Source organism: Mycobacterium senriense, assembly GCF_019668465.1.
In the GTDB taxonomy this organism is placed as follows: Bacteria; Actinomycetota; Actinomycetes; order Mycobacteriales; family Mycobacteriaceae; genus Mycobacterium; species Mycobacterium senriense.
This window is the reverse complement of the sequence record NZ_AP024828.1, coordinates 333876-355927: the sequence shown is the minus strand read 5'-3', so window position 1 is coordinate 355927 and position 22052 is coordinate 333876. Positions and strand designations below refer to the sequence as shown.

At 70.9% G+C, this 22052-nt stretch carries 20 protein-coding genes; 9 read left to right on the top strand and 11 right to left on the bottom strand.

Annotation, left to right across the window (positions count from 1 at the left end):
• Positions 1-201: 201 nt before the first annotated feature.
• Positions 202-1167 (bottom strand): diacylglycerol/lipid kinase family protein, encoded by a 966-nt coding sequence (locus MTY59_RS01740; protein WP_221044154.1) that lies wholly within the window; start codon positions 1165-1167, stop codon positions 202-204.
• An 86-nt stretch (positions 1168-1253) separates the two neighbouring features.
• Here MTY59_RS01740 and MTY59_RS01735 point away from each other — a divergent pair, with 86 nt between their 5' ends.
• The gene (locus MTY59_RS01735) at positions 1254-1685 is read left to right on the top strand and encodes a hypothetical protein (protein WP_221044153.1); all 432 of its coding nucleotides are present in this window, start codon (positions 1254-1256) and stop codon (positions 1683-1685) included.
• Here MTY59_RS01735 and MTY59_RS01730 read toward each other — a convergent pair.
• From MTY59_RS01730 to MTY59_RS01720, 3 genes are read right to left on the bottom strand one after another with little or no spacing between them, the layout of a single operon-like run.
• The gene (locus tag MTY59_RS01730; RefSeq protein WP_221044152.1) at positions 1637-2119 is read right to left on the bottom strand and encodes a GNAT family N-acetyltransferase; all 483 of its coding nucleotides are present in this window, start codon (positions 2117-2119) and stop codon (positions 1637-1639) included. The genes MTY59_RS01735 and MTY59_RS01730 overlap by 49 nt on opposite strands.
• Complete coding sequence (locus MTY59_RS01725) at positions 2116-3249, bottom strand: isochorismate synthase (RefSeq protein WP_431190736.1); 1134 nt, start codon at positions 3247-3249, stop codon at positions 2116-2118. The genes MTY59_RS01730 and MTY59_RS01725 overlap by 4 nt, the downstream gene beginning before the upstream one ends.
• 17 nt (positions 3250-3266) lie before the next feature.
• Positions 3267-3857 carry an acid phosphatase gene (locus tag MTY59_RS01720; RefSeq protein ID WP_221044151.1) on the bottom strand — a complete coding sequence of 197 codons (591 nt, stop codon included), beginning with the start codon at positions 3855-3857 and terminating at the stop codon, positions 3267-3269.
• 132 nt (positions 3858-3989) lie between these two features.
• Between MTY59_RS01720 and MTY59_RS01715 the strand changes: the two genes are divergently transcribed.
• A complete protein-coding gene (locus tag MTY59_RS01715) occupies positions 3990-4790 on the top strand; it encodes a ParA family protein (RefSeq protein WP_221044150.1) in 801 nt (266 codons plus the stop codon).
• A 10-nt stretch (positions 4791-4800) separates the two neighbouring features.
• Here the strand turns inward: MTY59_RS01715 and MTY59_RS01710 are convergent, their stop codons facing one another.
• The gene (locus MTY59_RS01710) at positions 4801-6027 is read right to left on the bottom strand and encodes an Rv3212 family protein (RefSeq protein ID WP_221044149.1); all 1227 of its coding nucleotides are present in this window, start codon (positions 6025-6027) and stop codon (positions 4801-4803) included.
• 16 nt (positions 6028-6043) lie between these two features.
• The gene (locus tag MTY59_RS01705; RefSeq protein ID WP_221044148.1) at positions 6044-7570 is read right to left on the bottom strand and encodes a DEAD/DEAH box helicase; all 1527 of its coding nucleotides are present in this window, start codon (positions 7568-7570) and stop codon (positions 6044-6046) included.
• Between the two features lie 280 nt (positions 7571-7850).
• Between MTY59_RS01705 and MTY59_RS01700 the strand changes: the two genes are divergently transcribed.
• Positions 7851-8570 carry a ferritin-like fold-containing protein gene (locus MTY59_RS01700; protein WP_250160693.1) on the top strand — a complete coding sequence of 240 codons (720 nt, stop codon included), beginning with the start codon at positions 7851-7853 and terminating at the stop codon, positions 8568-8570.
• Positions 8571-8627: 57 nt separating this feature from the next.
• Here the strand turns inward: MTY59_RS01700 and MTY59_RS01695 are convergent, their stop codons facing one another.
• Positions 8628-9344, bottom strand: a complete 717-nt coding sequence (locus MTY59_RS01695; protein ID WP_221044147.1) for an MmpS family transport accessory protein — start codon at positions 9342-9344, stop codon at positions 8628-8630.
• Between the two features lie 219 nt (positions 9345-9563).
• On the opposite strand from MTY59_RS01695, the gene MTY59_RS01690 reads away from it, so the two are divergent.
• Positions 9564-9824: a DUF3107 domain-containing protein gene (locus tag MTY59_RS01690; protein ID WP_221046202.1), complete on the top strand. Its 261-nt coding sequence runs from the start codon at positions 9564-9566 to the stop codon at positions 9822-9824.
• Here the strand turns inward: MTY59_RS01690 and fasR are convergent.
• Positions 9821-10507 carry an HTH-type transcriptional activator FasR gene (gene fasR, locus MTY59_RS01685; RefSeq protein ID WP_044484275.1) on the bottom strand — a complete coding sequence of 229 codons (687 nt, stop codon included), beginning with the start codon at positions 10505-10507 and terminating at the stop codon, positions 9821-9823. The genes MTY59_RS01690 and fasR overlap by 4 nt on opposite strands.
• 92 nt (positions 10508-10599) lie before the next feature.
• Here fasR and MTY59_RS01680 point away from each other — a divergent pair, with 92 nt between their 5' ends.
• The 3 genes from MTY59_RS01680 (at position 10600) to MTY59_RS01670 (ending at position 13952) form a co-directional block, all read left to right on the top strand.
• On the top strand, positions 10600-11730 hold the full coding sequence (locus MTY59_RS01680; protein ID WP_221044146.1) for a DUF3152 domain-containing protein: 1131 nt from the start codon (positions 10600-10602) through the stop codon (positions 11728-11730).
• Between the two features lie 93 nt (positions 11731-11823).
• Positions 11824-13005 (top strand): adenylyltransferase/sulfurtransferase MoeZ, encoded by a 1182-nt coding sequence (gene moeZ, locus MTY59_RS01675; RefSeq protein ID WP_221044145.1) that lies wholly within the window; start codon positions 11824-11826, stop codon positions 13003-13005.
• A 92-nt stretch (positions 13006-13097) separates the two neighbouring features.
• Positions 13098-13952, top strand: coding sequence for a TIGR02569 family protein (locus tag MTY59_RS01670; protein WP_064877094.1), 855 nt, complete (start codon positions 13098-13100; stop codon positions 13950-13952).
• Here MTY59_RS01670 and MTY59_RS01665 read toward each other — a convergent pair.
• The 3 genes from MTY59_RS01665 to MTY59_RS01655 are packed head-to-tail and all read right to left on the bottom strand — an operon-like array spanning position 13949 to position 15294.
• Entirely contained in the window at positions 13949-14257 is a 309-nt protein-coding gene (locus MTY59_RS01665) for an MGMT family protein (RefSeq protein WP_221044144.1), read from the bottom strand. The two genes, MTY59_RS01670 and MTY59_RS01665, sit on opposite strands and share 4 nt — an antisense overlap.
• A 2-nt stretch (positions 14258-14259) precedes the next feature.
• Positions 14260-15045, bottom strand: coding sequence for an alpha/beta fold hydrolase (locus MTY59_RS01660; RefSeq protein ID WP_221044143.1), 786 nt, complete (start codon positions 15043-15045; stop codon positions 14260-14262).
• A 45-nt stretch (positions 15046-15090) separates the two neighbouring features.
• On the bottom strand, positions 15091-15294 hold the full coding sequence (locus MTY59_RS01655) for a hypothetical protein (protein WP_221044142.1): 204 nt from the start codon (positions 15292-15294) through the stop codon (positions 15091-15093).
• Between the two features lie 250 nt (positions 15295-15544).
• Here MTY59_RS01655 and MTY59_RS01650 point away from each other — a divergent pair, with 250 nt between their 5' ends.
• On the top strand, positions 15545-18679 hold the full coding sequence (locus MTY59_RS01650) for an ATP-dependent helicase (RefSeq protein ID WP_221044141.1): 3135 nt from the start codon (positions 15545-15547) through the stop codon (positions 18677-18679).
• Positions 18676-21981, top strand: a complete 3306-nt coding sequence (locus MTY59_RS01645; RefSeq protein ID WP_221044140.1) for an ATP-dependent helicase — start codon at positions 18676-18678, stop codon at positions 21979-21981. The genes MTY59_RS01650 and MTY59_RS01645 overlap by 4 nt, the downstream gene beginning before the upstream one ends.
• Positions 21982-22052: the final 71 nt, after the last annotated feature.

Here is a 22052-nt window from a genome sequence, read left to right as displayed (position 1 = left end):
CGGACTCCTACGTAAAACTCTCTGCATGCAACCTTTTGATCGTTTCACAGGCTCAACAGATGTCAATAGTGTGAGTTCGCTCGTGGGCTATCTCACTTTGATCATCTCGTAGCCAAGCCCTTACTCAGTTGTACTACACTCCACGGGCCGCCTCCCGAGAAATTTTCCGGGCACGCGCCCGTGGGGCATCATTACCGCAGGTCAGCGCCATTTCTGCTGAGGGGGAGCGATCACCGCGAGCGCATCCGGGACCGCGCGGAACGTCATGGTTTCGCGCACGCCGAGGTAATCGCCGTCGAACTGGCAGGCGACGGGGCCTCCGGTGGAGGTAACTCGCAGGCATGGCAGGTCGTCCTCGTTGATGAGGTGCTTGAAGTTGAACGCGGGCCGTTTGGCGAACATCTGCCGCACGATTCGCAGTGTGGGGATCGGCTTCATGGTGGTGGGTGCGAACACCCCGAGGCCCGACTCGAAGCTGCAGCCGGGGTTGGTCCACACCGGCCGTTCGTTGGCGAACGTCCACGGGCTGGAGTTCGAGACGAACGCGAAGCTGACCCCGCGAATGGGTTCGCGGCCGGGAAGTTCGAGCGTCAGCATCGGCTCGCGGCGGGTGTACGCCCAGACGGCGGGCACCGACGCGCGGATGTAGCGCCACGCCGAAACCTTGCCGCCCTTGTCGCGTTCGGCCTCGACGGCCGCTACGACCTCGGCGTCGACGCCCATGCCGGTGTTGAACACGGCCCAGCGCTCGCCGCAGTCGATCAGCCCGATCCGCCGCCAGGCGCGGCGCCGCTGGTAGTCGTCGAGCAGCTGGATGAGCTGGTTGGTCGCCGCTACCGGATCCGCGGAGATGCCCAGGGACCGCGCCAGCACGTTCGCCGAACCGCCGGGAACGACGGCCACCGCCGGCATCGGGCCACTCGGCAGCGGTCCCGGCCGGCCGAGCAGGCCGTTGACCACTCCGCTCACCGTGCCGTCGCCGCCGTGCACCACCACGAGATCGACGCCGTCCGCGACGGCCTTCTGCGCGAGTTCGGTGCCATGACCGCGGTGGTTGGTGTGTTCGACAGTGAGCTGCAGCCGGCTTTTGAGCGCGTGGGCCAGCAGGTCGCGACCGGCAGGGGTGGTGGAAGTCGCTGTGGGGTTGACGATCAGCACGGCCCGCATGAGGCACGAGCTTATGCGGACCGCCTAAGCCCACGCTGTGGGGGAACCGGCGGGGGACGGGCAACCGCCCTGACTACGCTGACGCTGTGACACCGCCAGCCGCCCCGACCGCCGTTCGCCGCGCCGGTCAGATCGTTGTGCTGCAGGGGATTGCGGCGCTGATCGTGGCGGTGGTGTTGGTGGTGCGGGGCATCGCCGGGGCCGACCAGCAGGTGGTCAACGGCCTGGCGACGGCGGGCTGGTTCGTCTTGGTCGGTGCCGGGGTGATCGCCGCAGGGCGCGCGCTGATCCTCGGCAAGCGGTGGGGCCGCGGGCTGGCCGTCATCACCCAGCTGCTGTTGCTGCCGGTGGCCTGGTACCTCGCGGTCGGATCACATCAGCCGGGCTTCGGGATTCCGGCGGGCGCGGTGGCGCTGATCGTGCTCGGATTGCTGTTCAGTCCCGCCGCGGTGCGCTGGGCCGCCGGCGATCAGGGCGATTCCGCCAGTCCCGCCAACGGCGCGCCGGACAGCCGGTAGGTCGTCCATTCGTTCTGCGGCTCACCGCCGATGCCGTCATAGAGGGTGATGGCGTCGGCGTTCCAGTTCAGCACCGCCCAGGACAGCCGGGTGTAGCCGTGCTGCAGGCATTCGGACGCCAGCGCGGCCAGCAGCGCCCGGGCCAGCCCGCGGCGGCGGAACTCCGGACGCACGAACAGGTCTTCCAGATAGATGCCCGCCACGCCGTCCCAGGTGGAGAAGTTGACGAACCACAGTGCCATCGCCGCGATCTCGCCGCCCACCTCGGCGACGTGCCCGTACACCGTCGGCAGGTCACCGAAAAGCGCAGTCGAGATCTGTGTTTCGGTGACCGTGCACTGATCGTCGGCGTGCTCGAATTCGGCCAGGGCGTAAATCATTTCGGTGATCGCGGCGGCGTCCTGCGGCGCGGCGCGACGGATGTGCCGGCTCACTGCTCTACGCCCAGGGCGTTGAGGATCGTGCCGAATTTCGTTGTCGTTTCGGCCACTTCCTCGTCGGGGTCGGACTCGGCGACGATGCCGCCGCCGGCCCGCGCCAGCGCGCTGCGCCGGTCGGCCGACAGCTGCGCGCAGCGCAGCGACACCACCCAGAGCCCGTCGCCGCGGGCGTCGCACCAGCCCACCGCCCCGGCGTAGAACCCGCGGTCGCCTTCCAATTCGGCGATCAGCCCCATCGCGGCCTTGGTCGGGACCCCGCCGACCGCCGGGGTGGGGTGCATTGCCAGCGCCAAATCGATTGCGGTGCTTGACGTGTCACGCAGGCGGCCCGTGATCGGCGTGCACAGATGCCAGACGGTGGCGGTGCTGCTCAGCTGCGGTTCGGCGGCGATGGACAGGTCGTCGCACAGCGGTTCCAGGGCGGCCCTGATGGTCTCGATGACCAGCTGGTGCTCGTGCCGGTTCTTGGCCGAGGCGGCCAGCGCGGCGCCGTTGGCGGCGTCGGTCCGCGGGTCGACGGCGCGTGGCGCCGAGCCGGCGAACGGCCGGCACTGGACGCGGTCGCCGCTGCGCGCCACCAGAAGCTCGGGGCTGGCGCCCACCAGCGCCGTACCCGCGTGCTCGTCGCCGGCGGCGGTCAGGTCGACGAGGTAGCCGTAGGCCGCCGGGTCCGCGGCGATGAGCCGGCGCAGGATCACCCGCGCATCCAGCGGGGCCTCGGCGACCAGCCGCAGCGCGCGGGCCAACACCACCTTGTCCAGCGGATTGTCGGCCGCGGCGAGCTGCTCGCACGCCCGGCGGATCCGGTCCCGGTAGTCCGCCGGCGGCGGCACGGCTTCGGCCACTCGCACCGGCGGCAGCCCGTCGGCCGGCCAGTCCGGCGGCCCATCCGTGGCGTCCACCGCCTCCGGCGTCAGCAAAGCGGCCGGCCGGGTGACGTCAAAGGGCAACGCGCCCAACACAATCGACGTCTCACCCGTGCGCAATGCCGCCTGCGCGGCACCCACCTCGTCGTAGCGCCGCCGCACCCCGTCGGCGATCAGAGTCCGGGCCGGCCCGCACAGCGCGAACGGCGGTTCGCGATTCAGATGCTCGACTCCTTCTCGCGCCGCTGCGCGGCGCACGTCGTCGTCGTCGCCGCTCACTGACCGGTCAATCCGAGCGCGCGCAGCTGCCGCACCCCGTGCTCGAACCCGCAGACCGCGATCGACGCGGTGATCATGCCGAACCGGCTGCCCTCGACCAGCGGCAGCTCGACCCAGCGCGTGATCACCGCGCGGGAGAAGTGGCCGTGGCTGACGAAGACCACGTCGCGCGACTCCATGTGCTGCAGCGCCGTCGCGACGGCTGTGTCGGCGCGCTCACTGACCTGGGCGACGGTCTCGCCGCCCGGGCAGCCGTGCGTCCACACCAGCCAATCGGGCACCGTTTCCTGGATCTGCTCCGTGGTCAGGCCCTCGTAGGAGCCGTAGTCCCACTCCGCCAGCAGCTCGGACACCTCGTCGACGGACAGCCCGGCCAGCTCCGCGGTGGTCAGGGAACGCTGCCGCGGGCTGCTGATCACCAGCGGGTCAACGAGTTTGAGTTCGCCGAGCACCCCGCCGGCCAGCTTGGCCTGCGTTCGGCCGGCGTCGGTCAGTTCGACCTCGGTGCGGCCGGTGTGCCGGCCCGATTTCGACCACTCGGTCTCGCCGTGGCGCAGCAGCACCAGACGGTGATTGTGCAAGCCCATATCGACTGATTCTGCCGGACGACTCGCGGTGGTTGCTCGGGCCGAAGCGCACGGCGGGCGAACATGCCAGGATGGCACTGTAAACCGCACGCGACGATGCAGTGGGGAGGCAGCGATGAGGTGGCGGCGCCGGTGAGTAAGACACGGGTATTGGCGGTGGCCAACCAGAAGGGCGGTGTCGCCAAGACGACCACGGTCGCGTCGCTGGGGGCGGCGTTGGTGGACGAGAAGAAACGGGTGCTGCTGGTCGACCTCGATCCGCAGGGCTGCCTGACCTTCTCGCTGGGCCAGGATCCCGACAAGCTACCGGTGTCCGTGCACGAGGTGCTGCTCGGTGAGGTCGAGCCCAACGCCGCGCTGGTCGAGACGGCGGAGGGAATGACGCTGCTGCCGGCCAACATTGACCTGGCCGGCGCCGAAGCGATGCTGCTGATGCGGGCCGGGCGCGAATACGCGCTCAAGCGCGCCCTGACCAAGCTCGGCGACCAGTTCGACGTGGTGATCATCGACTGCCCGCCGTCGCTGGGTGTGCTCACCCTCAACGGCCTCACGGCGGCCGACGAGGTCATCGTGCCGCTGCAGTGCGAGACGCTCGCGCATCGCGGCGTCGGCCAGTTCCTGCGCACGGTCGCCGATGTCCAGCAGATCACCAACCCGGAGTTGCGCATGCTCGGCGCCCTGCCGACGCTGTACGACTCGCGCACCACCCACACCCGCGACGTCCTGCTCGACGTCGCCGACCGCTACAACCTGCCGGTGCTGGCCCCGCCGATCCCGCGTACCGTGCGATTCGCCGAGGCCAGCGCCTCGGGCTCGTCGGTGATGGCCGGTCGCAAGAACAAGGGCGCGGTGGCCTACGCCGATCTGGCGGCGGCGCTGCTCAAGCACTGGAAGAGCGGCAAGCCGCTGCCGACGTTCGCCGTCGAGGTTTGACCGGGCCGGTTCAGCCCAGCGCGACCAAAGTGTCGCCGCGCTGTTCGAGCACCCGCGACCCGATCACGGCGGGAAACACCGGTTTGCCGGCCGGCGGGACGCTCGTCGAGCGGTCCACCGGAATGTAGCGTTCGTTGGCGCCGCTGAGCGGGTCGTAGACCCCGATCGCCCCGGTGACCGGCACCAGCAGCCGGCCCGCCATCATCACCCCGGGCCCCAACGGCGCCGTCTTGTCACCCGCCGCGATGGTGTAGCGCAGGGCCAGCGTGTTCGCGTCGAAAACCATCAGCGAATCGCCCGTCCACCAGGTGAACTGGCTGCCAGGATGGGAGACCACCGCCGAGCGCGACGGCGGCTTGGGCAGCGGGGTGCTCGACACGGTCGCCCCGGTTTGGTCGATGACGTCCACTCGGGGCTGCGGCGCGGGCAGGTACACCGCCGTGGTGTTCTCCGCGACGGTCAGCACCCGCGCGCCCGCATCCGGCGCGATCCCCGGTTCGGCGACGATGTGTTGCTGCGGCTCGTCGTCGTCCTTGCCCGGACGCAACAGCACCAGCTGCACGTCGGCATGGTTCGCGCAGCTCTCCAGCACCGACACCGCCTGCGAGCTGGCCGCGGCCGAGATCAGCTTGCATCCGGAGTGCAGTCCGCGCGTCGAGGGCTTCACCCGGGCGTCGGTCTCGCCGTAGGCCAGCATCCGGACCATGTCCGAACGCCACAGCTCCAGCCGGGTGTCGCCGACGGACAACACCGTCATGCCGTCGGAAGAAAGCCGCACCCGCGGATCGGCGTAGCCGCTGCGGGCCGGCCCCCGGCGACCGGTGGAACCGTCCAGGGTGCTCACCTGCCCGCAGCCGCGGTCGTCGCGGTAGACCCCGACCGCGTAGCGGTACAGCCAGGTGACACCGCACAGGTCGATGTCGCGGGCGTAGCTCCAGCGGGACTGGCCGGTGTCGGGATCGCGCCCGTCGATCCGGCGGCCCGCCGCGGTGACGACCTCGCCGCCGGCGACCACCGGGGCGGTGGTCGCCGGACTGGCGGCACTCCACAGCTGCCTCAGCCCGGCCGGCACCTGCTTGGCCGGCGCCGGGTTGGGTGCGGGCACGGCCGCGGGCCGGCTGCTGGTGGCCCGGGCGTCGCTGCTCCACCAGATCAGCGCGGCGACCGCGGCGACGACGACCGCGATGGCCGCGGCGGCGAGCATGTCGCCCTTGGTGCGGCGCTCGGGTCTGACCATGCGGCGGCGCGGGCCGTTAGTTGTTCGGCGTAGCCGCGGCGGACTGCCCCTCGGCGGGCTTACGACGCCGGCGGCGGCGCCGGGTGGAGCCGGCGTTGCCCGGGGGCGGGGCGGCCGGCGTTTCCGCGGTGGCCTCGCCGTTGCTGCTCGCGGCCCCGTTGCTGGACGGGTGCGCGGTGACGGGCTGGCCGCCACGGGTGCGGCGGCGGGTGCCGGAGCGGCGCGCGGGCCGCTCGGACTTCTGGTCGGGCTTCTGGCCGTCACGTCCGCTGCTGCGGCGCTGGCCCTGCGCCTTGCGGGCCGAACCCACCGTGCTCCCGGCCTCGGCGGGGATGCCGAGCTCGGCGTGGAGGTGCGGAGAATTGGAGTAGGTCTCGGCCGGCTCCGGGCAGTCCAGCCCCAGCGCCTTGTCGATCAGTGACCAGCGGGGTAGCTCGTCCCAGTCCACCAGGGTGACCGCGATACCGGTCTTACCGGCGCGGCCGGTGCGGCCGATGCGGTGCACGTAGGCCTGCTCGTCCTCGGGGATCTGGTAGTTGATGACGTGGGTGATGTCGTCGATGTCGATGCCGCGGGCGGCCACGTCGGTGGCGACCAGCACGTCGATCTCGCCGGTCCGGAACGCCTTGAGCGCCTTCTCGCGCGCCGCCTGGCCGAGGTCGCCGTGCACGGCGCCGACGGTGAAGCCGCGCTCGGCCAGCTCGTCGGCCACCTTCTGCGCGGTGCGCTTGGTGCGGGTGAAGATCATCGTCGCGCCGCGCCCCTCGGCCTGCAGCACGCGGCTGACCAGCTCCACCTTGTCCAGGGCGTGGGCCCGGTAGACGTACTGCACGGTGGTGTCGTGGGTGGCGGCCGAGTGCGGCGCTTCGGCCCGGATGTGGGTGGGCTGGTTCATGAAGGTGCGGGCCAGCGTGATGATCGGGTCCGGCATGGTCGCCGAGAACAGCATGGACTGCCGGTCGGTCGGGATCTGGCGCAGGATGCGCTCGATGTCGGGCAGGAAGCCCAGGTCGAGCATCTCGTCGGCCTCGTCGAGCACCAGCACCGACAGCCCGCCCAGTTGCAGGTGGTTCTGTTGGCTCAGGTCGAGCAGTCGGCCGGGGGTGCCCACCACGACGTCGGCGCCGGCGCGCAGCGCCTCGATCTGGGGTTCGTAGGGGCGCCCGCCATAGATGGGCACCACCGATAGCGGTCGGCCACCATCTGCGGTCAGGTGCTTGGCCGCCAGCGTCAGGTCATCGGTGACCTGCAGGCACAGCTCGCGGGTGGGGACCACGATCAGGGCCCGCGGCGTGCCGTTGAGCGGGCGAGCGGCGGTGGCGGACGTGATGCGCTGCAGCAGCGGCACGCCGAAGGCGAAGGTCTTACCCATGCCGGTGCGGGCCTGGCCGATCAGATCGTCGCCGGCCAGCGCCATCGGCAGGGTCAGTTCTTGGATGGCAAATGGGCTTTCGATCCCTTTTTCGGCGAGCGCGCGCACGATTTCGTCGCGGACGCCGAGTTGCGCAAAGGTCAGTTCAGTTGTGCTGGTGGGTGTGGTCATGCGTGGGTAAGTAGCCTCTCGGTGACGTTCGGTTGGTGTCGGTATTTCTCTGTCGCGGTCACGCGCGCACGAGTTCCGACTCCGAATACGTCGCCGAGTCGCCGGCCCTGGCTCAGTCTGGGAGGGCCCAGTCAGGGCGGGCCAGCTGTGCACGCACATTTCGCCGATAGCGGCTTGAAAAAAACAATTACGGCTCAAATACAGCCGCCATCTACCTACATGATAGCTGGTCGACAGCTGGGTCCCATTTTCCGCTAAGTCAGCCGACTACAGTGTTGCCATGACCCGGCCCTCCTGCCAGCCCTCCCAAGCCGATCTGGACGCCGACCCAATCGACGATTCCTCCGCCCCGCGGCTGTCGGCCGATCACCCGGGTGTCAACGAGTTGTTCGCGGTCCTGGCCTACGGCGAGATCGCCGCGTTCTACCGGCTCACCGATGAGGCCAGGATGGCCCCCGACCTGCGCGGACGGATCTCGATGGCCAGCATGGCCGCCGCCGAGATGCAGCACTACGAGCAGCTGCGCGACGCGCTGGAAGGCCGCGGCGTCGACGTGGTGCCGGCAATGTCTAAGTACGTCTCGGCGCTGGAGAATTACCACCGGCTGACGATGCCCAGCACGTGGCTGGAGGCCTTGGTGAAGACCTACGTGGGCGACGCCCTGGCGGCCGATCTGTACCTGGAGATCGCCGACGGTCTGCCCGACGAGGTTGCAGACGTGGTGCGCGCGGCGCTGTCGGAAACCGGGCACTCGCAGTTCGTCGTCGCCGAGGTGCGCGCCGCGGTGACGTCCAGCGGCAAGCAGCGCAGCCGGCTGGCGCTGTGGTCACGCCGCCTGTTCGGCGAAGCGATCACGCAGGCCCAGTACCTGCTGGCCGACCACGACGAGCTGGTCGACCTGGTGATGGCGAGCGCGGGGGGCCTGGGCCAGCTCAACGCGTTCTTCGACCGGATGCAGCAGACCCACGACCGGCGCATGCACGAACTGGGCCTGAGCTGAGGCTGCCGTGATCGCAAGCGCGGCGCAGCCGGGCGCAGCGGGTCACGGCCGTCGGACTCAGCGCGCGCAGGTCGCCATGTTCGAGGCGTCGGTCGACGCGACGACCCGCTGACCGGCGGCGTTGAAGATCGAGCAGCTGAGCTGACCGTAGAAGCTGGTCGCGACGACCGATTCGGTCTGCACGCCCGGGTTCAGCACCACGACCTTCGACCACGGCAGCGACACGTTGAACTCGGTCTGCGGCACGCCCCGCGCGTCGGTGTAGACGATGTTGACCAGGTCCAGCAGCTGCTTGGTCCCGTTCACGCTGTAGAGCACGGTGCGCGGGTTCAGCGCGGCCGTCGGCGGCGCCGCGGCGAGCGGCGGCGCGACGGTGGGCGCGGCCACCGCCGGCGGTGCGACGGGCGGGGCGCTGGGCGTGGTGACGGTCGTGAAGGTCTCGGCCGGCAGTTGGGACGGGCCGGGGGAGGCCTTGGGCGGCGCGGAGGCCTTAGTCGTCGCGGGTGCCGAGGTCAACGGGTGGGGAGCGGGTGCACCCAGCGTGGCCTTGGTCGACGCGCTGTCGCCGCTGTTGATGATGACCGCGGTGGCGATGGCGCCCAGGGCTACCACCGCGCCCACCACCGCCGTGGCGGGACGCCAGCGCGAGTCGGCGGGCCAGCCCGTCCAGTTGTAGTCGGCGTTCAGGTGGGGATCGGTTTCGCAGGCGTCGTCAACGTCGTCGTCGGGGTAGTCCCGGATCCTGTCGTCAAGGTGCGGCAGTGTGGTACCCATGTTGCCGAAGTTAGCCATGTGAAAGCACGGATCGGGTATCGCGCGGGTGTGTGAGACAACCTGCAAGCGAATCGTTACCGCGCTGCGACCGGGTTTCGCTCACCGCGAAGTGGGGGGACGCGGGGAGGTGGGGGCCAGCCGCGTCAACTAGCCTGCTGCTGACAGGGCCGGGACTTCAAATACCTGCGCAAGACTGCAAGACCCATGGAAGGGGTGACCGTGGAGGTCAAGATCGGTATCACGGATAGTCCGCGCGAGCTGGTCCTTTCCAGCACCCAGACGCCCGCAGAGATCGAAGAGCTGGTCAGCGCCGCGCTGAGCGACGGGTCGGGCCTGCTGCGCCTGAGCGACGAGCGGGGCCGCCGCTTCCTGATTCACACCACCAAGATCGCGTACGTCGAGATCGGCGTCGCCGACGCGCGCCGGGTGGGCTTCGGGATCAGCGCCGAATCCGGCAAGCACGCCGGCAAGGGGCATTAAGAGCGGGTCAGCGGCACGTGTGACAGTCCACCCCAGGCGAACTGGACGGTGCCGTCGACGGCGTCCGCCTTGGAGATCGGGCGGTCCGAGTCCAGCCAGTACCTGGCGCAGTCGACGCTGATGCCGACCAGCCCGACCGCGATCATCCGGGCCCGGTGTGGGTCCAGCCCGGAATCCTCACTGATCAACGCGAAGACCGCGTCGATGCAGGATTCGGTGGCGACGCGCACCTGGGCGGCCACCTCGGGTTCGGTGACGTAGTCGTTCTCGAAGATCAGCCGGTAACCCTGGCTGTCGTGCTCGATGAAATCGAAGAACGCCTGCACCGCGGAGTGCAACCGGCGCCGGTTGTCGGTGGTCGTGCTCAGCGCATTCTGAACACCCGAGACCAGGTTCTCCACGTGCCGCGCCAGCACCGCCAGGTACAGCTCGAGCTTGCTCGAAAAGTGTTGGTACAGGACGGGTTTGCTGACCCCGGCACGGTCGGCGATCTCGTCCATGCCCGCCGCGTGGTAGCCGCGGTCGACGAACACGTCGCTGGCCACGATGAGCAATTGACCGCGCCGCTCGTCACGGGGCAACCGGTTGCCCCGCCGGTTGGAAACCGCGGATCCGTCCGCCGGCCGACCGCGGTCAGCCGATCTGACGGCGCGGCGCGCCGGCACCTTGGCGAGTTCGCTCATCGATCCCTCATCTGATTATCGGCGGCCGGCCATCGGTAAACCGGGTCAGCCGCTCGCAGCCCGTGGAAAAGACCTTACTACCCGTCCGCTCGATGCGACCGTCATCGCGGTCGTCGCCGCAGGCAGAAGCGGTGTCGGACGGCGGATTCGGGCGCGCCACGGACGGCGCGGGTGCCGGGCTGTGTAATCCTGGGGAAATGACGTCCCCGCGGCCCCCGCGCAGCACAGGTCGCGTGCCGGTGCTGCGCGACGAGTGGCGCGAGCCGCTGCGGGCGCTGCGCGACCCCCTGGCGCGGGAAGCCGGACGGGTCCGGGCGGACCGTGAGCGGCCGCGCCAATGGCGCAAACAGACCTGGCTGGGGCGGTTCGTTTCCACCTACGGGTGGCGCGCGTACGCCCTACCCGTCCTGGTGGTGCTCACCGCGGTGGTGATGTACCAGACGGTGACCGGCGCGGGCGCGCCGAAGCCGACGGCCGGCCAGCCCCTCCAGAGTCTGCCGGCGATCGGCGCGGTGGGCACCACGATCATCGACGCCCCGCCGCGCGGGCTCGCCGCGTTCGACGCCAACCTGCCGGCGGGGACCCTGCCCGACGGTGGCCCGTTCACCGAAGCGGGCGACAAGACCTGGCACGTCGTGCCCGGCACCACACCGCAGATCGGCCAGGGCACCGCAAAGGTGTTCAGGTACACCGTCGAAGTGGAGAACGGCATCGACCCGACCATGTTCGGCGGCGACGACTCCTTCGCCCAGATGGTCGAGCAGACGCTGGGCAACCCGAAGGGCTGGACGCACAACCCGCAGTTCGCGTTCATCCGGATCGACAACGGCAAACCCGACTTTCGGATCTCGCTGGTGTCCCCGGTGACCGTGCGCGAGGGGTGCGGCTACGAATTCCGGCTCGAGACCTCTTGCTACAACCCGGTATTCGGCGCCAACCGCGAGGCGCGGGTCTTCATCAACGAGGCGCGCTGGATACGGGGAGCCGTGCCGTTCGAAGGCGACATCGGCTCCTACCGCCAGTACGTGATCAACCACGAGGTCGGCCACGCCATCGGATACCTGCACCACGAGCCGTGCGAGCAGCAGGGCGCCCTGGCGCCGGTGATGATGCAGCAGACCTTCTCGACGTCGAACAACGACGCCGCCCAGTTCGATCCCGACATCGTCAAGGCCGACGGGAAGACCTGCCGGTTCAATCCCTGGCCGTACCCGATCGCCTAGCGGACCGCCGCGTCGTTGCCGCGCCCGCCATGGGCTGCTGTGATGGTTGGTAGACGACGCGTACCGCCAGGCCGACCGAGGAGATGTTTCGCAGTGACAACGCCGCTGCCGCCTGTGGTGGCACCCGCAGACCAGCTCAGTGACGACGAGGTTGCCCGCTACAGTCGGCACCTGATCATCCCCGGCCTGGGCCCCGACGGTCAGAAGCGGCTCAAGAATGCCCGGGTGCTGGTGATCGGCGCGGGCGGGCTGGGCGCGCCGACGCTGCTCTACCTGGCGGCCGCCGGCGTGGGCACCATCGGCATCGTCGATTTCGACGTGGTCGAGGAGTCGAATCTGCAGCGCCAGATCATCCACGGGGTGGCCGACATCGGACGGTCCAAGGCCCAGTCGGCGCGCGACTCCATCGCCGCGATCAACCCCCTCGTCGACGTGCGGCTACACGAGTTCCGCCTGGATTCCACCAACGCCGTCGAGCTGTTCGGCCACTACGACCTGATCGTCGACGGCACCGACAACTTCGCGACCCGGTACCTGGTCAACGACGCGTCGGTGCTGGCGAAGAAGCCCTACGTGTGGGGGTCGATCTACCGCTTCGAGGGCCAGGTCTCGGTGTGCTGGGAGGACGCCCCCGACGGGCGCGGACTCAACTATCGCGACCTCTACCCCGAGCCGCCGCCGCCCGGCTCCGTCCCGTCCTGCGCCGAGGGCGGCGTGCTGGGCATCGTCTGCTCCTCCATCGCCTCGGTGATGAGCACCGAAGTGATCAAACTGATTACCGGGCTCGGTGACTCGCTGCTGGGCCGGCTGATGATCTACGACGCGCTGGAGATGACCTACCGCACCATCGCGATCCGCCGCGATCCGTCCGAGGCGTCGAGGCCGACGATCACCGAGCTCGTCGACTACGAGCAGTTGTGCGGCGCGGTGCCCGGGCCCGTCCAGGACGACGCGTCGGCCATCACCCCGCGGGAATTGCGCGACTGGCTGGATTCCGGCAAGGAGTTGGCCCTGATCGACGTGCGTGAGCCGGTGGAGTTCGACATCGTGCACATCGACGGGGCCCAGCTGATTCCGCAGTCGTTGATCAATTCCGGCGAGGGTCTGGCAAAGCTGCCGCAGGACCGCCTGCCGGTGCTGTACTGCAAAACCGGGGTGCGCTCGGCTCAGGCGCTGGCGGTGCTGCGCAAGGCCGGGTTCGCCGACGCGGTGCATTTGCAGGGCGGGATCGTGGCATGGGCGCAGCAGATGCAGCCCGACATGACCATGTACTGACCCGGGAACGCCTGTTGGACTGCGGCGACCCGCCGCGCCCGGCTTCGCCGCGCTTGCGATCGCCGCTTGTTGGACTCGTTTAGAGTACCGGTGTGACAGTCGAGCCACCGCCAGATCATGTGCTGTCGGCGTTTGGTTTGGCCGGCGTTAAACCTGTCTATCTGGGGGCCAGCTGGGAGGGCGGCTGGCGGTGCGGCGAGGTCGTCTTGTCGCTGGTGGCCGACAACGCCCGCGCGGCTTGGTCCGCGCGAGTCCGGGAGACCCTGTTCGTCGACGGCGTTCGCCTGGCCCGTCCGGTCCGTTCGACCGACGGGCGCTACGTCGTTTCCGGCTGGCGGGCGGACACCTTCGTCGCCGGGACACCGGAGCCCCGCCATGACGAAGTCGTCTCCGCGGCGGTGCGTCTGCACGAGGCGACGGGCAAACTGGACCGGCCCCGATTCCTGACCCAAGGGCCCACGGCGCCGTGGGGCGACGTCGACATCTTCATCGCCGCCGATCGGGCGGCCTGGGAGGAACGGCCGCTGGCGTCGGTGCCGCCGGGCGCGCGGGTGGCCCCGCCGACGGCGGACGCCGAGCGGTCGGTGGAGCTGCTCCACCAGCTCGCCACCCTGCGTAAGCCGACCAAGAGCCCCAACCAGCTGGTGCATGGGGACCTTTACGGCACAGTGCTTTTCGTCGGCACCGCGGCGCCGGGAATCACCGACATCACCCCGTACTGGCGGCCGGCCTCGTGGGCGGCCGGCGTGGTCGTCATCGACGCGCTGTCCTGGGGGGAGGCCGACGACGGCCTGATCGAGCGCTGGAACGCCCTGCCGGAGTGGCCGCAGATGTTGTTGCGGGCGTTGATGTTCCGCCTCGCGGTGCATGCGCTGCACCCGCGGTCCACGGCCGAGGCGTTCCCCGGCCTGGCCCGCACCGCGGCGCTGGTCCGGCTGGTGCTCTAATGTCCGTCCGGAAACTCGTAGCGAACCTCGCGCAGCGCGATCCTGCCGTCGGTCGCCAGCACGCCTTCGGCGCGCAATAACTCCAGCTGCCGGGTCGTCAGGTGCCGCGCCGGGCGCCCGGAGGCGGTGATCACTCGGTGCCAGGGCAGGTCGGAGGAGTCGGTCCGCATGATCCAGCCGACGATGCGCGGGCTGGAAAGCCCTGCGACAGTGGCGATATCGCCGTAGGTGACCACCCGGCCGGACGGAATCGCGGCGACCAGCGCACGCACCCGCTCGACCTGCTCGTCGGTCACCTGCGCCATCCTCAGCGCGCTTCCAGCAGTTCGCGCGTCAACGCGGCGACCTCGTCGGGCTTGGCGTAGGGGACCATGTGGTTGCAGTCGAAATCCAGCAGCCGGAAATTCGATCCCAACCGCCGCGCCAAGTCGTCGATGAGTTCGTCGGTGACATAGGGCGGGGTGGTGCGCTTGGCCCGCACCAGGACGGTCGGGGTCTTCGCCGGCGGCAGCACGGTGTCGCGGGCCAACTCGCTCCAGTACGCCATCATCGCCGGCAAACTGACCCGCCAGCCGTAGCGCCCGCCCGGCAGCGCGATCAGATGCTCGTCCACCTCGGCGTCCAGCAGGGCGGGCTCGACATCGGACCACGAGCCGTGCACCTTCTCCTGGCGCGCCTCCTCGGCGTCCGGATAGTCGGGCGAGGACAGCATCGCCTCGGCTATCTCGCGCATCCAGTCGCCGTCCAGCCCGACCGCCGGGTCGAGCAGCAGCAGCCCCGCCACCAGGTCGGGGCGGGCCGCGGCCAGGTGCATCGCCAGCCCACCGCCGAACGAGTGGCCCACGATCACCACCGGGGTGCCGGGCTGCTCGTCGAGCAGCGCGGCCAGCGCCGCGACGTTGGCGTCGATGGTCCACGGCGCGGCCCACGAGGACCGGCCGTGGCCGACCAGATCCGGTGCGGCGATGCCGATTCCGGGTAGAAAGCCGGACAGATGCTGCCAACGCTGACCGTGGCCGGTCAACCCGTGCAGCGCCAGGATCTGCGCCGGTCCGGATGGGCCGTAGCGGTGCACATGCAACTTCGCGGTCACCCGTCGATGGTGCCAGCCGCCTCGATCACGACGTGCGGGCGGTCCTCACCAGTCGTCATCCCGATCGTCCTCGGTGGGCACGATGTAGGCCTGCTCGATCACGTCGGCCTCGTTGGCTTCCCGGTCCCGGGCGGCCACGTAGTCGATGTCCAGGCCGGTCTCGTCGTCGGCATCGATGGGCCGCGATTGTTCCACCGCGTCGCCTTCGGGCGCCTCGTCGACGGGAAAGCCGCGTTCGTCGTCCTGCATGGTCTTGCACCCCTCCTTCCGGTCTGCTCCTCGCTTCGGTCTCCAGGGTAAGAGTTGGCGGCCTTGCCGGCCGGGGCAGGCGCGGGTGGGGGCTTTCACAGCGGGGCTGGAAAGTTCTCAAAAGGGACCGATCGCTCGTCTTTCTCTCGATCCTGTCCGCCCTCGTGGGCGGGTCCGACCACCAGCTGCTGCGGGCCCGCTTTCGTCGCGCGCCGGCGAATCTGTCGGACCCTCGTGATGTCATGCCGTCATGGCTTACACGTGGGATGCCGAAGCGCACGCCGTCTTAGACGCGGGTGCGCGCGGTCAGCTGCGTATTCTCGGTGGGCCCGGCACCGGCAAGAGCAGCCTGCTGATCAACGCCGCGGTCGCCCAGATCGACGCCGGGGTCAACCCGGAATCGGTTCTGCTGCTTACCGGTTCCGGCCGGATGGGGATGGCCGAGCGCAGCGCGCTGACGACGGCGTTGTTGCGGTCGCGATCCGCCGGCGCAGGCCCGGCCGCCGTGAGCGAGCCACTGGTGCGGACCGTGCACGGGTACGCGTACGCGGTCTTGCGGCGCGCCGCCGAGCGCGCCGGCGAGGCGCCCCCGCGGCTGGTCACCAGCGCCGAACAGGACGCCATCATCCGGGAGTTGCTGGCCGGAGACCTCGAAGACGGACCGCGCGCCACGACGGCCTGGCCGGCCCAGCTGCGACCCGCGCTGAGCACCGCCGGCTTCGCCACCGAGCTGCGAAACCTGTTGGCCCGCTGCGCCGAACGCGGCGTGGATCCCCAGGAGCTGGAGCGGCTGGGCCGTCGTTGCCGGCGGCCGGAATGGACCGCGGCCGGCCAATTCGCACGCCAGTACGAGCAGGTGATGCTGCTGCGCGCCGCGGTGGGCACGGCCGCGCCGGAGGCCACCACGCCCGCGTTGGGCGCCGCCGAATTGGTCGGCGCCGCACTGGAAGCGTTCGCCGTCGATCCCGAATTGTTGTCCGCCGAACGCGGCCGGATCCGCGTCCTACTGGTCGACGACGCCCAACAGCTCGACCCGCAGGCCGCCCGCCTGGTTCGGGTGCTCGCGGCGGGCGCCGAGTTGGCGCTGATCGCCGGGGATCCCAACCAGGCGGTCTTCGGCTTCCGGGGTGGCGAAGCCGCCGGGTTGCTCGGCGGCGACGCGCCCTCGGTGACGCTGACGACGTCGCACCGGTGCGCCCCCGCCGTGGCGCGCGCGGTCAGCGGTATCGCCGCCCGGTTACCGGGCGGGAGCAGCGGCCGGCAGATCGACGGCGCCGGGGCAGGGGAGGGGTCGGTCACGGTGCGGCTGGCCGCCTCGGTGCACGCCGAGACGGCGACCATCGCCGACGCGCTGCGGCGCGCACACCTGGTCGACGGCGTGCCCTGGTCGCAGATGGCGGTCATCGTCCGGTCGGTGCCGCGGGCCGGTGCGCGGTTGCCCCGCGCATTGGCCGCCGCGGGGGTGCCGGTGGCCGCGCCGGCCGGCCACGGGCCGTTGTCCGAGGAGCCGGCCGCGCGCGCCCTGCTCACCGTGCTGCTGGCCACCGCCGACGGGCTCGACGGGCAGCAGGCGCTGGCGCTGTTGACCGGCCCCATCGGCCGTGTGGATCCGGTTTCGCTGCGCCAGTTGCGCCGAACACTGCAGCGCGCCAACCCCGATCGCGCACCGGCAGATTTCGCCGACCTGTTGGTCGAGGCGCTGTCCGGTGACGCGACGCCGCCGGGTCCGCAGTTCGCCCCGCTGCGCAAGGTCCGCGCGGTGCTGGATGCGGCCGCGCGCTCGCACCGCGCCAGTGACGACCCGCGCTACACCCTGTGGGCCGCCTGGCACCGGTCCGGGTTGCAGCGCCGCTGGCTGTCGGTTAGTGAGCGCGGCGGTCCCGCCGCGGCCCAGGCCACCCGGGACCTCGAGTCGGTGACCGCGTTGTTCGACGTCACCGACGACTTCGTGTCGCGCACCTCGGGTGCGTCGCTGCGCGGTCTGGTCGAGCACGTCGCCGCGCTGGCGCTGCCGGGCGCCACCCCCGAGCCCGTCGGCGCGACCGAGCAGGTCCGGGTGCTCAGCGCGCACGCCGCACTGGGGCACGAATGGGATTTCGTGGTCATCGCCGGCTTGCAGGATGGCTTGTGGCCCAACACCGTTCCGCGCGGCGGCGTGCTGGCCACCCAGCGGCTGCTGGACGTGCTGGACGGGATCGGGGCGGACGCCTCGGTGCGCGCGCCGCTGCTGGCCGAGGAGCGCAGGCTGCTGGTGGCGGCGATGGGCCGGGCCCGGCGCCGGTTGCTGGTGACGGCCGTCGACAGCGACACCGGGGGGTCCGGTATGGAGGCCGCGCTGCCTTCGGTGTTCTTCGCCGAAATCGCGCACTACGCCGACGACGACGCCGATAGCGCCGGGGCGCAACCGGTCTTGGCGCCGCGGGTGTTGTCCGCAGCCGCACTGGTGGGCCGGCTGCGTGGCGTGGTGTGCGCGCCCGAAGGCGCGGTGGACGAGCTCGCCCGCGATTGCGCGGCAACGCAATTGGCCCGGTTGGCCAAAGCCGGCGTGCCCGGCGCCGACCCGGCCGGGTGGCACGGCCTGACCCCGGTCAGCACCAGCGAACCGCTGCGCGGCGGCGACGTGGTCACCCTGACGCCGTCGACCCTGCAGACCCTCAACGACTGCCCGCTGCGCTGGCTCGCCGAACGGCACGGCGGGTCTGGGCCGCGCGACGTGCGTTCGGCGATCGGTTCAATGGTGCACGCCCTGATCGCCGAACCGCACCGGAGCGAATCGGAATTGCTGGCCGAGCTGGACCGCGCCTGGAAGCACCTTCCCATTGCGGCGCAATGGTATTCGGACAACGAGCTGGCGCGGCACCGCGCCATGCTGGAGGCGTTCATCGAGTGGCGCGCGCAGACCCGAGGCGCACTGACAGAGGTCGGCGTCGAGGTCGAGATCGAGGGGACGGTGGCCACCGGTGACGGCGGCGAGGTGCGGCTGCGTGGCCGGGTCGACCGGCTGGAGCGCGACGCCGCCGGGCGCCTGGTGATCGTCGACATCAAAACCGGCAAGACGCCGGTCAGCAAGGACGATGCGCAACAACACGCCCAGCTCGCCATGTATCAGCTTGCGGTGGCAGAAGGATTGGTGGGCAACGGGACCGACAACGCCGAGCCCGGTGGTGCGCGGCTGGTCTACGTCGGCAAGACCGGGGCGTCCGGAGTGGCCGAACGCGAACAGGATCCGCTGACCGCCCCCGCCGGCGACGAATGGCGCGAGATCATCGGGCGCGCGGCCGGCGCGACGTCCGGCCCGCAGTTCATCGCCAGGCGCAACGACGGCTGCACCCATTGCCCGATCCGGCGGAACTGCCCCGCCCACGCCGACGGGGCACAGCGATGACCCCGCGGGCGCGCTACAGCCCCGCCGAATTGGCCGGCGCGCTAGGGCTTTACCCGCCGACCGACGAGCAGGCCGCCGTCATCGCCGCGCCGCCCGGCCCGCTGGTGGTGATCGCCGGCGCCGGCGCCGGCAAGACCGAGACCATGGCGGCGCGGGTGGTGTGGCTGGTCGCCAACGGCTACGCCGAACCCGGTCAGGTGCTGGGTTTGACGTTCACCCGCAAGGCCGCCGGCCAGCTGCTGCGCCGGGTGCGGTCACGACTGGCCCGGCTGGCCGGCGTCGGCCTGGGTGCGCCGGGCGCGGTCGTCGACACCGAGGGTGCTCCGACGGTCAGCACCTACCACGCCTTCGCGGGCTCGCTGCTGCGCGACTACGGGCTGCTGCTGCCCGTCGAGCCCGACACCCGGCTGCTCAGCGAAACCGAGTTGTGGCAGCTGGCTTTCGACGTGGTGAACGGCTATCCAGGCGAACTGCGGACCGACAAGACCCCGGCGGCCATCACCTCGATGGTGCTGCGGCTATGGGGACAGCTGGCCGAACACCTGGTGGACACCGGCCAGCTGCGCGACACCCATCTGGAGCTGGAGCGGCTGATCCACTGCCTGCCCGCGGGCCCCTACCAACGGGACCGCGGCCCCAGCCAATGGCTGCTACGGCTGGCGGCCACCCAGTCCGAACGCGCCGAACTGGTGCCACTGCTGGACGCGCTCAATGATCGCATGCGCGCCGCGAAGGTGATGGACTTCGGGATGCAGATGGCCTCGGCGGCCAGGCTGGCGGCGACATTCCCGCAAGTCGGCGAGGACCTGCGCGCCCGCTATCGGGTGGTGCTGCTCGACGAGTACCAGGACACCGGCCACGCCCAACGCATCGCGCTCGCAGCACTATTCGGCGGCGGGGTCGACGACGGGCTGGCGCTCACCGCTGTCGGCGACCCCATTCAGTCGATCTACGGCTGGCGCGGCGCCTCGGCGACCAACCTGCCGCGGTTCACCACCGACTTCCCCCGCTCCGATGGCACCGCAGCGCCGGTCCTGGAGTTGCGGACCAGCTGGCGCAATCCGCCCCGCACGCTGCGGGTGGCCAACGCGGTGTCGGCGGAGGCGCGGCGGCGATCGGTGGCCGTGCACGCGCTGCGCCCGCGCCCGGACGCCCCGCCCGGCACCGTGCGCTGCGCATTGCTGCCCGATGTGACGGCCGAGCGCGAGTGGATCGCCGATCACCTCGACGCGCGGTACCGGCAGGCCCGCGACGAGGGCATCGGCCCGCCGACGGCCGCGGTTCTGGTGCGCCGCAACGCCGATGCGGCCCCCGTCGCCGACGCGCTGCGCGCCCGCGGCATCCCCGTCGAGGTCGTAGGGCTGGCCGGGCTGCTGGCCATCCCCGAGGTCGCCGAGGTGGTGGCCATGCTGCGGCTGGTCGCCGATCCGACGGCCGGCGCGGCGGCGATGCGGGTGCTCACCGGTTCACGCTGGCGCCTGGGCGCCCGCGACCTCGCGGCGCTCTGGCAGCGGGCGCGGGCGCTCGGCGGGGTGATGCAGCCCGCCGAAGCGTCCTCGCCCGAGTCGATTGCGAGCGCGGCCGGCCCTGACGCGGACACCGTGTGCCTGGCCGACGCGATCGCCGATCCCGGTGCGGCCGGGGCGTATTCGGCTGCGGGATACCAGCGCATCACCGCACTGGCCGGCGAACTGAGCGCGTTGCGCGCGCACCTCGGACATCCGCTCGGCGACTTGGTCGCCGAGGTGCGCCGGGTGCTGGGCATCGACTGCGAAGTCCGGGCCGCGGCGGGGGTCGGGGCCGGCTGGGCCGGCGCCGAGCACCTGGATGCGTTCGCCGACGTGGTGGCCGGGTACGCCGAACGCACCGGCGCCGCGACCGCGCCGCCGGACGGGTCGGCGGCCACCTCGGTGACCGGGCTGCTGGCATTTCTGGACGTCGCCGAGTCGGTCGAGAACGGTTTGGCGCCCGCACCATTGGCGGTCGCCCGCGATCGCGTGCAGGTGCTCACCGTGCACTCCGCGAAGGGGCTGGAATGGCAGGTCGTCGCGGTGGCCCACCTGTCCGGCGGCACCTTCCCGTCGACGGCGTCGAAGAGCACCTGGCTCACCGACGCCGCCGAGCTGCCGCCGCTGTTGCGCGGCGACCGCGCCGCCGCGGGCGCGCTGGGCATCCCGGTGATGGACACCTCGGACGTCACCAATCGAAAGCAGCTGTCGGACAAGATCTCCGAGCATCGCCGCCAGCTCGAGCAGCGCCGCATCGACGAGGAGCGCCGGTTGCTGTATGTCGCCATCACCCGGGCCGAGGACACGTTGCTGGTGTCCGGGCACCACTGGGCGGCCACCGGCATCAAGCCGCGCGGCCCCTCGGACTTCCTGTGCGAGATCAAGGCGGTCATCGACGATTCGGCCGCGGCCGGCGACCCCTGCGGAACGGTGGAGCATTGGGCCCCGGACCCCGCCGACGGCGAGCGAAACCCGCTGCGCGACAACGTCGTCGAAGCGGTGTGGCCGCCCGACCCGCTGGCGACGCGGCGCGACGATGTCGAGCACGGCGCCGCGCTGGTAGCGCGGGCGTTGCGGCCCGATGCGACCGAGGCGTACGTCGATGTGGACGGCTGGGCCGCCGACGTCGACGCACTGTTGGCCGAGCGCGCCCGGCTGGTGCGGCCGCCGGCCGCCGTCCTGCCGGGCCAGTTGTCGGTCAGCTCGTTGGTCGGTCTGGCGCGCGACCCGGCGGGCACCGCGCAGCGGCTCAGGCACCGATTGCCGTCGCGGCCGGAGCCGCATGCGTTGCTGGGCAATGCTTTTCACGCGTGGGTCCAGAAATTCTACGGCGCCGAGTGTCTGTTCGAGCTCGGCGACCTGCCGGGCGCGGCGGACTCCGACGTCGGCGACACCGCGGAACTGGCCGCGTTGCAAGAGGCATTCACCGAGTCGCCTTGGGCCGCAAGAACTCCGGTGGCCATCGAGGTGCCGTTCGAGATGCCGATCTGCGACACGCTGGTGCGCGGACGCATCGACGCGGTCTTCGTCGATCCCGACGGCGGTACCACCGTGGTGGACTGGAAAACCGGCGAACCACCGCACGGGGCGGAAGCGATGCGGCAGGCCGCGGTCCAGCTCGCCGTGTACCGCGCGGCCTGGGCCGCGTTGGCGGGCATCCCGGAATCCTCGGTGCGCACCGCCTTCCATTACGTGCGCGCCCGCACCACCGTGATCCCCGAGGAACTGCCGAGCGCCGCCGAGGTCGCCGGGCTCCTGACGGATCCGTCCGGCGACCATCGCGCCCGGGCGTGACCTGCGCCGCCCGAGTATTGGGGAAGCTGTGGCCGTGGTTACATAAGACGGTGCGTGTCGCGTGCGCAGAA